Raw genomic sequence first — 14,680 nt, forward strand, 5'->3', positions numbered from 1 at the left:
CGCTCCCGGGCGGTTCCGCGTCCGGTCACCCTTCGGCGGCCTGCGCACCACCGGGCTCGACCAGGGTGTCCAGCCACTCCCGGACGGCCGCGGCGGTCGTGGCGCCGTGTTCCATCATCACCGTGAAGTGGTTGCCGGGGACGTCGACCGTACGGTGCGGCCGGTCCCAGGTGGCGCGCCAGTCGTCCTCCCGGGTCCACTCGCCGATCGGGTCGGAGGCCCGGACCACCAGGGTGGCGGCGGCGACCTCCTCGGCCCGGAAGCCGAGGTACATCCGGCCGTACCAGGCCTGGGCGGTGAGCCGGGTGTCGGTCATCGGCACGGCCAGCTCCTCACGCCCGAAGGTGCCCTCGGTCAGCTCCGACAGCCACTCCTGGTGCATCGGACGGTCCATCGGATAGGTGTCCACCAGCACCACGCCGGCCACCGGCACGCCCATCGCCTCCAGCCGGCGGGTCAGCGCGTGGGCGAGCAGCCCGCCGCCGGAGTGCCCGAGGAGCACGAACGGAGCGTCCCCGGCGACCTCGACCAGTGTCCTGGCCTGCCAGTCCAGCGAGGCCTCCAGGCCGGCCGGCAGCTGCTCCCCGTCCCGGTAGCCGGGCAGCGGCAGCGCGATCACGTCGTGGCTGCCGTTGAAGGAGGCGGCGAAGCGGGCGAACTCGTGCACGCCGCCCAGCGCCGACATGCCGGTGTGGCAGACCACCCGCGGCCGCTTCGGCCCGCGCGCCAGGAAGACCGGCGCGGGCGGCTCGGTGACCTCCTCGGGCGAGTCGAACATCGGCCGGTAGGAGGCCGCGTCGGACAGGAACTCCATGTACTTGTGGAGCTTGTTCTGCCGCATCGACTCGGCGTACAGGGTGCGCAGGATCCCGGTCTGCTCGCGCGGCTCGGCGGCGGCGGACCCCCCGAGGGCCGCCAGGACCCGCCGGGCCAGCTCGGCCGCGGTCCCGCTGTCGAACACCACGGTGCTCTCCAACGGCACCCCGACGGCCGTCCGGAGCCGGTCGCGCAGCTCGATCGCGCTGAGCGAGTTGACGCCCAGTTCCAGGAACGGCCGCTCCGGTGCGACCGCCTCGGCGCCGTCGTGCCCGAGCACGCCGGCGGCGTGGGCGCGGACCAGGTCGAGCACGGCCCGGTGCCGCTCCTCGTCCGGCAGCCCGGCGAGCCGCTCGCGCAGCGCCGCCGCGTCCGCCGGCACCGGCTCGTCGGCCGCGCCGGCGGTGCGCCGTGCGGCCGGGACCCCGTCCAGCAGCCGGCGCGGCCGGCTGAGCGTGTACGAGGCGGCGAAGCGCTCCCAGTCGACGTCCGCGACGGTGAGGCAGGCCTCCCGGGGCAGACGGGCGAGCAGGTCGAGCGCCGAGTCCGGGTCCAGCGCCCTCAGCCCGGTGCGGGCCAGCAGGCCGGCGGCGTCGGCGGTCAGCCCGTCGGCGGCGGCCCACGGCCCCCAGGCGATCGAGGTGGCCGCCAGGCCGGCGGCCCGGCGGGCCTCGGCCAGCGCGTCCAGGTAGGCGTTGGCCGCCGCCCGGGCGGGCTGTGCGGCACCCCAGACCCCGGCCACCGAGGAGAACAGCACGAAGGCGCTCAGGTCCAGGCCCGAGGTCAGCTCGTGCAGGTGGCGGGCGCCGTCCACGGTGGGCCGCAGCACCTCGGCGATCCGCTCCGGGGTGAGCGCGTCGGCCGCGGTGTCGTCGCCGACCCCGGCCGCGTGCACCACCGCGGTGAGCGGGTGCTCGGCGGGGACCGCGGCGAGCAGCCCGGCGAGCGCCGCCCGGTCGGCGACGTCGCAGGCCGCCACCGTCGCCTCGGTTCCGGCCGCCCGCAGCTCGGCGAGCAGGTCGGCGACGCCGGGCGCCCGCTCACCGCGCCGGCCGACCAGCAGCAGGCGCGGCACGCCCAGGCCGGCCAGTCGGCGGGCGACCCGCCGGCCGAGCGCGCCGGTGCCGCCGGTGACCAGGACGGTGCCGGTGTCCGGCCACCGCACCTGCCCGGCCGCCGCCCCGGCCGGGGCCGGGACCAGCCGGCGGACGAAGACCCGCCCGTCGCGGATCGCGGCCTCCTGCTCCGGTCCGGTGAGCGCCTGCGCGAGGCGGTCCCAGGCGGCGGCGTCCCGGCGCACCGGGAGGTCGACGATTCCGCCCCAGCAGTCCGGACCGGCCAGGTCGAGGCCGCGGCTGAGGCCCCAGACGGTGGCCTGGCCCGGGTCGGCCGGCGGGTCCGCCGGGCCGGTCGACACCGCACCGGCGGTGACCGCCCACAGCGGGGCGGTCAGGCCGGTGTCGTCCAGGGCCTGGGCGAGCGTCGCCAGCTCGGCGACCCGGTCGCCGGGCACCGCGAGCACGCCGGCGAGCGCACCGGCCCCGTCGAGCACGGTCCGCAGCCGCGCGGCCAGCGCCGCGCGGTCCGTCCCGCGGGTTCCGTCGGTTCCGTCGGTTCCGTCGGTTCCGTGGGTTCCGTCGCCCGCATCGCCCGCGTCGCCGTCGACGGCCAGCCGCAGCGTCCGGGCCCCGGCGGCGACCAGGCTGCTCTGCGCCTCGGCCGCCAGCTCCTCGCCCTCCGGGGCGACGACCAGCCAGGTCCCGTCCAGCACGGCCCGGCCGGACGGCGCGGCGGCCGGCTGCCACAGCACCCGGTGACGCCAGGCGTCGGTGCGGGCGTCCTGGCGACGGCGGCGACGCCACGAGGCCAGCGCCGTCAGCGCCGTCCCGACGGCCTCCGGTCGGGCGTCCAGGGTCTCGGCCAGCTCGCCGAGGTCCTCGCGCTCGACCGCCTCCCAGAACCGTTCCTCCGCCGGGTCGACGGGCTGCGCCGCCACCGTCGGCTCCGGCCAGTAGCGGTCCCGCTGGAAGGCGTAGGTCGGCAGGTCGACCCGCCGGCCACCGGGCAGCACGGCCGCCCAGTCCACCGGCACGCCGGCCGCCCAGAGCCGCCCGACGGCCGACGGCACGTGGTCCCGTCCCTCGCGCAGCAGCGGCACGCCGACGGCGTCCGGGACGATCCGGGCCACCAGCGCGGACAGCACGCCGTCGGGGCCCAGTTCGACGAACCGGGTCAGGCCCTGGCGGTGCAGGGTCTCGACGCCGTCGGCGAAGCGGACCGCCTCGCGGACCTGGCGCACCCAGTAGTCGGGGGTGGTGAGCAGGCCGGGCCCGGCGATCCCGCCGGTCAGGGCGGAGACCACCGGGATGCCCGGCTCGCTGAAGGCCAGGCCCTTCAGGACGGCCGCGAAGTCGTCCAGCATCGGCTCCATCAGGGCCGAGTGGAAGGCGTGCGAGACGGCCAGCCGGCGCGTCCTCACCCCGGCCGCCGACCAGCGCGCGGCGAACTCCTCGACCACCTCGACGGGGCCGGAGACCACCACGGCGGCCGGGCCGTTGACGGCCGCGACGTCCAGGCGGCCGCCGATGGCCTCGCGGACCTCGGCCTCGGTGGCCTGGACCGCCAGCATCGCCCCGCCCTCGGGCAGCGCCTCCATCAGCCGGCCGCGCGCGGCCACCAGGGCGCAGGCGTCCGGCAGCGGGAACACCCCGGCGCAGTGCGCCGCGGCGATCTCGCCGATCGAGTGGCCGAGCATCGACTCCGGGACCACGCCCCAGGATTCGAGCAGCCGGAACAGCGCCACCTCGACCGCGAACAGCCCGGCCTGCGCCCACACCGTACGGTCCAGGTCCTCGGTGCCCTCGAACACCACGTCCTTGACCGAGCGGTCCAGCAGCAGGTCGAACTCCGCGCAGACCGCGTCGAAGGCCTCCGCGAACACCGGGTGGCGGGCGTGGAGGTCACGTCCCATCCCGGCCCGCTGCGCACCCTGGCCGGTGAACAGGAACGCCACCCGGCCGTCGCCCGCGCGCTCGGAGACCACGGCCGCGCTCGGCGCGCCGTCGACGACGGCGGCCAGCCCGCGCAGCAGTTCCTCGCGGTCGGAGCCGACGACGACCGCCCGGTGCTCCAGCGCGGCGCGGGTGGTGGCCAGGGCGCGGCCGACGTCCCGGAGGTCCGTCGTCCCGTGCTCCCGCACGTGCTCGCGCAGCCGTTCGGCCTGGCCGCGCAGCCCCTCGGCGGTGCGGGCGGACAGCGCCCACGGCACGGGCCCGAGGCCGGCCCCCGCCACCGGCGCGGGCACCGGCCCGGGCTCGGGGCGTTCGATGATCACATGGGCGTTGGTGCCGCTGATGCCGAAGGAGGACACCGCCGAGCGGCGCGGCCGGTCCAGCTCGGGCCAGGGGCGCGCCTCGGTGAGCAGTTCCACCGCGCCCGCCGACCAGTCCACCTCGGCGGTGGGCTCGTCCACGTGCAGGGTCGCCGGGAGCACCCCGTGGCGCATCGCCTGCACCATCTTGATCACGCCCGCGACGCCCGCCGCGGCCTGGGTGTGCCCGATGTTGGACTTCACCGAGCCGAGCCAGAGCGGCTCGCCGTCGCGGTCCCGGCCGTAGGTGGCCAGCAGCGCCTGCGCCTCGATCGGGTCGCCCAGCACGGTGCCCGTGCCGTGTGCCTCGACGGCGTCCACCTCGGCGGCCGACAGCCCGGCACTCGCCAGCGCCTGCCGGATCACCCGCTGCTGAGCCGGACCGTTCGGGGCGGTCAGGCCGTTGGAGGCACCGTCCTGGTTGACCGCGCTGCCCCGGACCACCGCGAGCACCTCGTGCCCGTTGCGGCGCGCGTCCGAGAGCCGCTCCAGCACCAGAAGACCGACGCCCTCGCCCCAGCCCGTACCGTCCGCGCCGGCCGCGAAGGCCTTGCAGCGGCCGTCGGCGGCCAGGCCGCCCTGGCGGTCGAACTCGCCGAACACCCCGGGGGTGGCCAGCACGGTGACACCGCCGGCCAGCGCGAGCCCGCAGTCGCCCTCGCGCAGCGCCTGCGCCGCCCAGTGCAGGGCCACCAGCGAGGAGGAGCAGGCCGTGTCGACGGTGACGGCCGGGCCCTCCAGACCGAAGGCGTACGCCACCCGGCCGGAGATCACGCTGTTCGCCGTCCCGGCCAGCACATGGCCCTGGACCTCCTCCAGGCCGCCGGCGGCACCGTAGCCGGAGTTGGAGGCTCCGACGAAGACGCCGATCTGCTCGCCGCGCACCGAGCGCGGGTCGATCCCGGCGTCCTCGAAGGCCTCCCAGGAGGCCTCCAGCAGGATCCGCTGCTGCGGGTCCATCGCCAGCGCCTCGCGCGGCGAGATCGCGAACAGCCCGGCGTCGAACTCCGTCACGCTCTCCACGAAGCCGCCGCGCGCCGCCGCGGCGCCGACCGCTTCGAGCGGCCAGCCGCGGTCGGTCGGGAAGCCGGTGACCCCGTCCGCCCCGGCGGCCACCAGATCCCACAGCCCGGCCGCCGAACGCACCCCGCCCGGATAGCGGGCGCTCATGCCCACGATCACGACGGGATCGTCCGCGACGGCCACCGCCGCACCGGCCTGCTCCGCCACCGCCTCGGGCACCGACTCCAGCAGTTCCTCGGCCAGATGCCGCGCCAGCACCACCGGCGTCGGATAGTCGAACACCAGCGTGGCCGACAGCGAGAGCCCGGTCTCCTTCACCAGCAGGTTGCGCAGGGCCACCGCCGTCAGCGAGTCGAAGCCGAGGTCGCGGAACGCCTGACCGGCGTCCACGGCCTCCATCGAAGCGTGCCCGAGGACGGCGGCCGCACCGGTCCGGACCAGGTCCACCAGCATCCGCTCCCGGCGCCCGGCCGCGGCCTCCGCCAGCCGCTCCCGGAACTCCGAGGAGAGCTCCACGCCCTCGACCACCGGCGCCTGCGCGCCGACGGCCTCCGGCAGCTCCGCCAGCAGCCGGCTGGTGCGCACGGCCGTGAAGGCCGGCGCGAACAGCTGCCAGTCCACGTCCGCGACGGTCACACAGACCTCGTCCGCGTCCACCGCCCGTGCCAGGGCCGACACCGCCGACTCCGGGTCCATCACGGCCAGACCACGACGGCGCAGCTGCTCGGCGGCATCGCCCTGGGCTGCCATGCCCTCACCGGCCCACGGGCCCCAGGCCACCGACGTGCCCCGCAGCCCGCGCGCCCGGCGCCGCAGCACCAGCGCGTCCAGGTGGGCGTTGGCCGCCGCGTAGGCGCCCTGACCACCACTGCCCCAGGTCGCCGCGACCGAGGAGAAGACCACGAACAGATCGAGCTCCGGACCGGCCGTCAGCTCGTCCAGCAGTTCGGCGCCGCCGACCTTGCCGGCGAAGACCGGCTCGAACCGCTCGACCGTCTCGCCGTCCAGCACGCCGTCGTCCACCACGCCCGCGGTGTGCACCACGCCCGTGAGCGGCAGCTCGGCGGGCACCGCGGCCAGGACGGCGGCGACCGCGTCGCGGTCCGCCACGTCACAGGCCGCGACCGTCACCCGGGCACCCAGACCGGTCAGTTCGGCCACCAGCTCGGCGGCGCCCGGCGTCCGATCGCCACGACGGCCGGTCAGCACCAGGTGCGGCACCCCGCGCCCGGCCAGCCAACGGGCCACCTCCGCACCCAGCGCACCCAGACCACCGGTCACCAGCACCGTCCCGGACGGGGTCCGAACGCCGCCGCGGCCGCTCCGCTGCGCGGCCCGCACCACCCGGCGCCCGTAGACGCCCGAGGAGCGCACGGCGACCTGGTCCTCGGCACCGCCGAGCACCGCCACCAGCCGGCGGCCGGCCCGCTCGTCCAGCACCGGCGGAAGGTCGACCAACCCGCCCCACAGGTCCGGCAGTTCCAGTGCGGCCACCCGGCCCAGACCCCAGATCTGCGCCTGCGCCGGGCTCACCGACCGGTCCGCCCGGCCCACCGACACCGCACCGACGGTCGTCGACCACAGCCTGGCCCGGACGCCCGCGTCGCCCAGTGCCTGGACCAGCGTCAGCGTCCCGGCCACGCCGGAGGACACCCACGAGCCCGGGCCCTGCGGCTGCTCGGCCACGGCGAGCAGGGAGAGCACGCTCACCGGCTCGCCCTCGGCGGCCGACTCGCGGATGCGGTCGGCCAGTTCCCGCCGGCCGAGGCCCTCGCCGGCCAGCGTCACCACGTCCGCGCCGGCGGCCCGCAGTGCCGCTTCGACGGCCTCCACGGGTGCCCCCTCGGCCGTCACCAGCAGCCAGCGCCCCGACAGGAGGGTCTCCGTGAGGCCGGTCAGCGGCTTCCAGACCACCTCGTAGCGCCAGGAGTCCACCACCGAGTCGACCTGGCGGCGCTGCCGCCAGGAGGACAGCACCGGCAGGACGGACGCCAGCTCCTCGGGCGCCCGGTCGATCTCCAGGGCCTCGGCCAGGCCGTCCAGGTCCTGGTTCTCGACCGCCTGCCAGAACCGGGTCTCGGCCGGGTCGGCCGTGAGGCTCCCCAGGTCGAGGGAGCGCGGCCAGTAGCGCTCGCGCTGGAACGCGTACGTCGGCAGGGCGACCCGACGGCCGGCGGGCAGCACCGCGGACCAGTCGAGCCCGGCCCCGGCCGCCCACAGGGCGGCGAGCGCCCGCAGGACGGTCTCCCGCTCGTCCCGGCCGGGGCGCAGCAGCGGCGCGAACACGGCCTCCCCCACGGCCTGACCGGCCAGGCCGCACAGCACGGCGTCCGGTCCCAGCTCGACGTAGCGGGTGACGCCCTGGCGGTGCAGGGCGTCGACGCCGTCGGCGAAGCGGACGGCCTCGCGGACCTGGCGCACCCAGTAGTCGGGGGTGGCGAGCAGGCCCGGCTCGGCGAGGCTGCCGGTCAGGGTGGAGACGATCGGGATCCTCGGCTCGGCGAAGGTCAACTTCGCGAGTACGGAGGCGAATTCGGCGAGCATCGGCTCCGTCAGGGCCGAGTGGAAGGCGTGCGAGACCGTCAGCCGACGGATCTTGCGGCCCTCGGTCTTCCAACGGGCCGCGAACTCCTCCACCACCTCGGCCGGACCCGAAACCACCACGGAGGTCGGGCCGTTGACGGCCGCGACGTCCAGCCGGTCGCCGACCGCGTCGCGGATCTCGGCCTCGGCGGCCTGGACGGCGAGCATCGCCCCGCCGCTCGGCAGCGCGTCCATCAGCCGGCCACGTGCCGCCACCAGGGCGCACGCGTCCGCCAGCGAGAGAACGCCCGCCACCTGGGCGGCCGCCACCTCGCCGATCGAGTGGCCGAGCAGGAAGTCGGGTGTCACGCCCCAGGATTCGAGCAACCGGTACGAGGCGACCTCGACCGCGAACAGCCCGGCCTGCGCCCACACCGTACGGTCCAGGTCCTCCGCACCCTCGAACACCACGTCCCGGACCGGCCGGTCCAGTAGCAGGTCGAACTCCGCGCAGACCGTGTCGAACGCCCCGGCGAACACCGGGAAGGCTTCGTACAACTCCCGGCCCATGCCGACCCGCTGCGCGCCCTGCCCCGTGAACAGGAACGCCGTGCGGCCCTCCGCCACGACACCGCTGACGACCCCGCCCGAGGGGCGGCCGTCCGCCAGCGCGAGCAGGCCGTCCAGCAGCGCGGCCCGGCCGTCGCCGATCACCACCGCACGGTGGGCCAGCCCGGCCCGCCCGGTCGCCAGCGACCACGCCACGTCCTGCGGACGGGCCCCGGACTCCAACGCCCCGGACTCCAAAGCCGCCCCGGACTCCAGCGCCTCGGACTCCAGCGCCTCGGACTCCAACTTCCCGGCCAGCCGCGCCGCCTGGGCCTTCAGCGCCCCGGCGCTCTGCGCCGACACCACCCACGGCGTCGGCCCCGTCGCCTCCTCGACCGGCAGCTGCTCCTCGGCCGGAGCCTGCTCCAGCACCACATGGGCGTTGGTCCCGCTGATCCCGAAGGCGGAGACGCCCGCCCGGCGCGGGCGACCGGCCTCCGGCCACGGCCGGGCCTCGGTCAGCAGCTCGACCGCACCCGCCGACCAGTCCACCTGCGGCGTCGGCTCGTCCACGTGCAGGGTGGCCGGCAGCACACCGTTGCGCATCGCCTGCACGGCCTTGATCACGCCCGCCACACCCGCGGCGGCCTGGGTGTGGCCCAGGTTGGACTTCACCGAGCCCAGCCAGAGCGGCTCACCGTCGCGGTCCCGGCCGTAGGTGGCCAGCAGCGCCTGCGCCTCGATCGGGTCCCCGAGCCGGGTGCCCGTCCCGTGCGCCTCGACGGCGTCCACGTCCGAGACCGACAGCCCCGCGTTGGCCAGCGCCTGACGGATCACCCGCTCCTGCGAGGGCCCGTTCGGCGCGGTGAGCCCGTTGGACGCACCGTCCTGGTTGACGGCGCTCCCCCGGACCACCGCCAGCACCTGGTGCCCATTGCGCCGGGCGTCCGACAGCCGCTCCAGCACCAGCACGCCGACGCCCTCGCCCCAGCCCGTACCGTCCGCACCGGCCGCGAAGGCCTTGCAGCGGCCGTCCGAGGCCAGGCCGCCCTGCCGGTTGAACTCGCCGAACGCGCCGGCGTTCACCATCACGGCGACGCCGCCGGCCAGCGCCATGCCGCACTCGCCCACCCGCAGCGCCTGCACCGCGAGGTGCAGCGCCACCAGCGAGGAGGAGCAGGCCGTGTCCACCGTGACCGCCGGACCCTCCAGGCCGAACACGTACGAGACGCGGCCCGAGATCACGCTGTTGGCGGTGCCGGACAGCACGTGCCCCTCGACCCCGTCGAGCAGCTGGCCGTGGCCGTAGCCCGAGGACGAGGCGCCCGCGAAGACGCCCGTCCGGCTGCCGCGCACCTCGTGCGGATCGATGCCGGCGTCCTCGAAGGCCTCCCAGGACGCCTCCAGCAGCAGCCGCTGCTGCGGGTCCATCGCCAGCGCCTCGCGCGGCGAGATGCCGAACAGCCCGGCGTCGAACTCGGTGGCGTCGTCCACGAAGCCGCCGACGGCGCTGTCCACGCCCGGCACCCGGTCCGGCCAGCCGCGGTCGACGGGGAAGGAGGAGAGCGCGTCGGCGCCGTCGGCCACCAGGGTCCACAGGTCCTCGGGCGAGCGGACGCCGCCGGGGAAGCGGCAGCCGATGCCGACGATCGCGATCGGCTCGTCCAGGCCGGCCGGGACCGCCGCCGGCTCGGCGCCGGCCGGGCCCGCCTCGGCTCCGAGATCCAACTCCCGTTCCAGGTAGGCCACCAACGCGGTCGGCGTCGGGTGGTCGAACACCATGGTCGCGGGCAGCCGCAGGCCGGTCTCCCGGTTCAGCCGGTTGCGCAGCTCGACCGCCGTGAGCGACTCGAAGCCCAGGTCCTTGAAGGTCCGCGCGGCCTCGACGGCCCGGACGTCCGGGTGCTTGAGCACGGCGGCGACCTCGGTGCGGACCAGGTCCAGCAGGATCTGCCGGCGCTGCGCCTCGGGCAGCGGGGCGAGCCGGCGGCCGAGGTCCGGGCGCCGGTCCTCGCCGGCCGGCTCCTCGTCCGCCGTCCGCGCCTCGGGGAGGTCGGCCAGCAGCGGGCTGACCCGGGTGGCGGTGAAGGTGTCGACGAAGCGGGGCCAGTCGATGTCGGCGACGGTCAGGCAGTCCTCGCCCGCGTCGACGGCCCCGGCCAGCGCCTCGATCGCCAGGTCCGGGTCCATCGGCACCATGCCGCGCTCGCGCAGGTGGTCGCGGACGGCGTCGGTCGACACCATGCCCACCTCGCCCCAGGCGCCCCAGGAGACCGAGGTGCCGGGCAGGCCTTCGGCCCGGCGCCGGAGGACCAGAGCGTCCAGGTAGGCGTTCGCGGCCGCGTAGGCCGCCTGGCCGCCGCTGCCCCAGATCCCGGCGCCCGAACCGAAGGTGACGAACATCCGCAGGTCCAGGCCGCGGGTCAGCTCGTCCAGGTGCAGCGCGCCGGCGACCTTGCCGCCGAGCACCTCGGCCAGCTCCGCCGGGCCGGTGCGGTCCAGCATCATGGCCTGGCCGACGCCGGCCGCGTGCACCACGCCGACCAGCGGGAACTCCGCCGGGATCCGCGCCAGCACGCCGGCCAGCGACTCCCGGTCGGTCAGGTCGCAGGCGGCCACGGTCACCCGGGTGCCCAGCGCGGTCAGCTCCGCGACCAGGTCCGCCACGCCCGGCGCCGCCGTGCCGCGCCGGCCGAGCAGGGTCAGGTGCGGCACGCCGCGGCCGGCCAGCCAGCGGGCGACGACCGCGCCGAGCGCGCCGGTGCCGCCGGTGACCAGCACCGAGCCGGGCAGTTCGAGCGTCGTCCCGGCCGCGCGCGGGGCGCGGGCCAGGCGGCGGGCGAACACCCCGGAGCCGCGCACGGCGAGTTGGTCCTCGTCCCCGGCGGCGCCGCCGAGCAGCGCCACCAGCCGGGCTCCGGCCCGGGCGTCCAGGACGGCCGGAAGGTCGATCAGACCGCCCCAGCGGCGCGGGTACTCCAGCGCGGCGACCCGGCCGAGGCCCCAGGCCAGCGCCTGGACGGGGCTGCGCAGCGGGTCCGCGCGGCCGATCGACACCGCGCCGCCGGTGAGCGACCAGAGCGGCGCGTCGAGGTCGGCGTCGCCGAGGGCCTGGAGCAGGGTGACGGTCGCGGCCGGCCCGGCCGGGGCCTGCGGTGCGTCCTCGGCGCCCGCCAGCAGCGAGACCGCACCCGTGGCGGAGCCGACGGCGCTCAGCCGTTCGGCGAGCTCCGTACGGTCGGCGTCGGCGGCGACGGTCAGCTCGACCACCTCGGCCCCGGCCGAGCGCAGCAGGTCGGCGACCTCCCCGCCGTTCCCGCCCTCCGGGAGGGCGAGCAGCCAGCGGCCGCCCAGCCGGGGGTGCGCGGGCAGGTCGGGGACCGGGGTCCAGGTGACCCGGTAGCGCCAGGAGTCGACGGTCGCGCCCCGGCGGCGGCCGCGGTGCCAGCCGGCCAGCGCGGGCAGCACCGCGTCCAGGACCCCGGGCGCCTCGTCCAGCCGCAGGGTGGCGGCCAGTTCCTCGGCGTCGCCGCGCTCGACGGCGTCCCAGAACCCGCTCTCGGCGGGGTCGCCGCCCCCGGCCGCCCGCGCCGGGGCGGGCAGCGGATCGGGCCAGTAGCGGCGGCGCTGGAAGGCGTACGTGGGCAGCGCGGTGCGCGTGCCGCCGGCGAAGGCCGCCGACCAGTCGACGGCGACCCCGGCGGTCCACAGCTCGGCGGCGCCCGCCAGGAGGCGGTCCGGGCCGCCGTCCTCGCGGCGCAGCGTGCCGGTGACCGTCACCGGGGTGCCTGCCTGGTCCGCGGTGTCCTGGATGCCGATGGTGAGCACCGGGTGCGGGCTGCTCTCCACGAACACCGAGCGGCCGTCGGCCAGCAGGGCGCGGGTGGCCTGCTCGAAGCGGACGGTGGAGCGCAGGTTGTCGTACCAGTAGCCGGCGTCCATCCGCGCGGTGTCGATCGGCGCGCCGGTGACGGTCGAGTAGAAGGCGATGCCGCTGGAGCCGGGGGTGATCGGCGCGAGGTCGGCGAGGATGCGCTCGCGCAGCTCCTCGACCTGCGGGGAGTGCGAGGCGTAGTCCACCGGGATGCGACGGGCGCGCACCTCCCGGGCCTCGCAGAGCGCCAGCAGCTCCTCGACGGGGCCGGCCTCGCCGGAGACCACGGTGGAGGCGGGGCCGTTCTCCGCCGCCACGCAGAGGCCCTCGCCCCAGGGGGCGATCAGCTCGGTGGCCCGCTCCCGGCCGACGGGCAGCGAGACCATGCCGCCGCGGCCCGCGAGGGCGGCGAGCGCCCGGCTGCGCAGCGCCACGACCCGGGCGCCGTCCTCCAGCGTCAGGCCGCCGGCGACGCAGGCCGCCGCGATCTCGCCCTGGGAGTGGCCGACGACCGCGGACGGGCGGACGCCGACCGAGCGCCAGGCCTCGGCCAGCGACACCATGACCGCCCAGAGCACCGGCTGGACGACGTCCACCCGGCTCAGGTCGGGGGCGTCCGGCGCGCCGCCCAGCACCTCGGACAGCGACCAGGGGACGTACGGCGCGAGCGCCGCCTCGCACTGCTCCAGCCGCTGCCGGAACGCCGGTGAGGCGTCCAGGAGTTCACGGGCCATCGCGGCCCACTGGCTGCCCTGGCCGGGGAAGACGAAGACCACCCCGGTGCCGCCGGCGGCCTCGCCGCGCACCAGGTTGGCCGCCGACTCCCCGTCGGCCAGTGCCTGCAGGCCGGCCAGCAGTTCCGCGCGCTCCGCGCCGAGCACCACGGCGCGGCTGGGCAGCGCGGCCCGGGTCAGCAGGGAGCGGGCGACGTCCACCGGCCGGGGGGCGTCGTCCGCGGTCATGGCGTCGCGCAGCCGGACGGCCTGGCCGCGCAGCCCGTCCGCCGTCTTCGCGGCCAGCGGCCACGGCAGCGGGCCGGCGGTGAGCGCGGGCCCGGTGCCCTCGGCGGGGGCGGTGCCCTCGGGGGCGGCAGCGGGCTCGACGGGCTCGGGCTCCGGGGCCTGCTCCAGGATGACGTGGGCGTTGGTGCCGCTCATCCCGAACGAGGAGACCGCCGAGCGGCGGGGCCGGTCGGCGGCCGGCCACGGCCGCGGCTCGGTCAGCAGCCGGACCGTGCCGGGCGACCAGTCGACCTGGGCGGAGGGCCGTCGCGCGTGCAGCGTGGGCGGCAGGGTGCCGTCGCGCATCGCCATGACCATCTTGATCACGCCCGCCACCCCGGCGGCGGACTGGGTGTGGCCGATGTTGGACTTGATCGAGCCGAGCCAGAGCGGGCGTTCGGCGGAGCGGCCGCGCCCGTAGGTGGCCAGCAGCGCCCGGGCCTCGATCGGGTCGCCCAGTCGGGTGCCGGTGCCGTGGCCCTCCACGGCGTCCACGTCCTCGACGCTCAGCCGGGCGTTGGCCAGCGCCCGTCGGATCACCCGTTCCTGCGCCGGGCCGTTCGGGGCGGTGAGGCCGTTGGAGGCGCCGTCCTGGTTGATCGCGCTGCCGCGGACCACCGCGAGCACCTGGTGGCCGCGGCGCCGCGCGTCGCTGAGCCGTTCGACCAGCAGCAGGCCGATGCCCTCGGACCAGCCCGCGCCGTCGGCCTCGTCGGAGAACGCCTTGCAGCGGCCGTCCGAGGCCAGACCGCCCTGGCGGCCGAACTCGACGATCTGCATCGGGGTGGTCATCACCGTGACGCCGCCGACCAGCGCCAGGTCGCAGCCGCCCTCGCGCAGCGACTGGACGGCCAGGTGCAGCGCGACCAGGGAGGAGGAACAGGCGGTGTCCACGGTGACCGCCGGGCCCTCCAGGCCGAAGGTGTACGACACCCGGCCGGAGGCGATGCTGGAGGCGGTGCCGGTCATCAGGTGGCCGGCCACGTCCTCCGGCAGGTCCATCCCGGGGCCGTAGCTGACCGAGGTGACGCCGACGAAGACGCCGGTGCTGGAGCCCCGCAGCGACAGCGGGTCGAGCCCGGCGTCCTCGAAGGCCTTCCAGGAGGTCTCCAGCAGCAGCCGCTGCTGCGGGTCCATCGCCAGCGCCTCGCGCGGCGAGATCCCGAACAGGTCCGCGTCGAACTCCCCGGCGTCCTCGACGAATCCGCCCGCCCAGGACGGCTCGTCGGCCAGCGAGAGGTCCCAGCCGCGGTTCGCGGGCAGCGGACCGATCGGGTCCTGGCCGGTGCTGACCAGCCGCCACAGGTCGTCCGGGGAGCGCACGTCGCCCGGGTAGCGGCAACTCATCCCGACGATGGCGATCGGCTCGCCCGCCGCGGACTCCAGGTCCCGGACCCGCCGGCGGGTGTGTTGCAGCTCGGCGACCACCCGGGTGAGGTAGTCGCGGAGCCGCTGGGCGTCGTCCGCCATCGGCCGCGCATCATCTGCCATCGAAACTGCCGCCTTCCAAGATTGTCCCCGGCC

At 76.9% G+C, this 14,680-nt stretch carries 1 protein-coding gene; it reads right to left on the reverse strand.

What is annotated here, in order from left to right:
• Nucleotides 1–25: 25 nt before the first annotated feature.
• Nucleotides 26–14,647: a type I polyketide synthase gene (locus ACGFSC_RS17190; protein ID WP_392863542.1), complete on the reverse strand. Its 14,622-nt coding sequence runs from the start codon at nucleotides 14,645–14,647 to the stop codon at nucleotides 26–28.
• Between the last annotated feature and the right edge of the window lie 33 nt (nucleotides 14,648–14,680).

The organism is Kitasatospora sp. NPDC048715, assembly GCF_043198905.1.
GTDB lineage: Bacteria > Actinomycetota > Actinomycetes > Streptomycetales > Streptomycetaceae > Kitasatospora > Kitasatospora lactacystinica.

Coding starts and splice junctions, on each gene's coding strand:
- ACGFSC_RS17190 (WP_392863542.1), bottom strand. CDS start 14,647: ATGGCAGATGATGCGCGGCCGATGGCGGACGACGCCCAGCGGCTCCGC.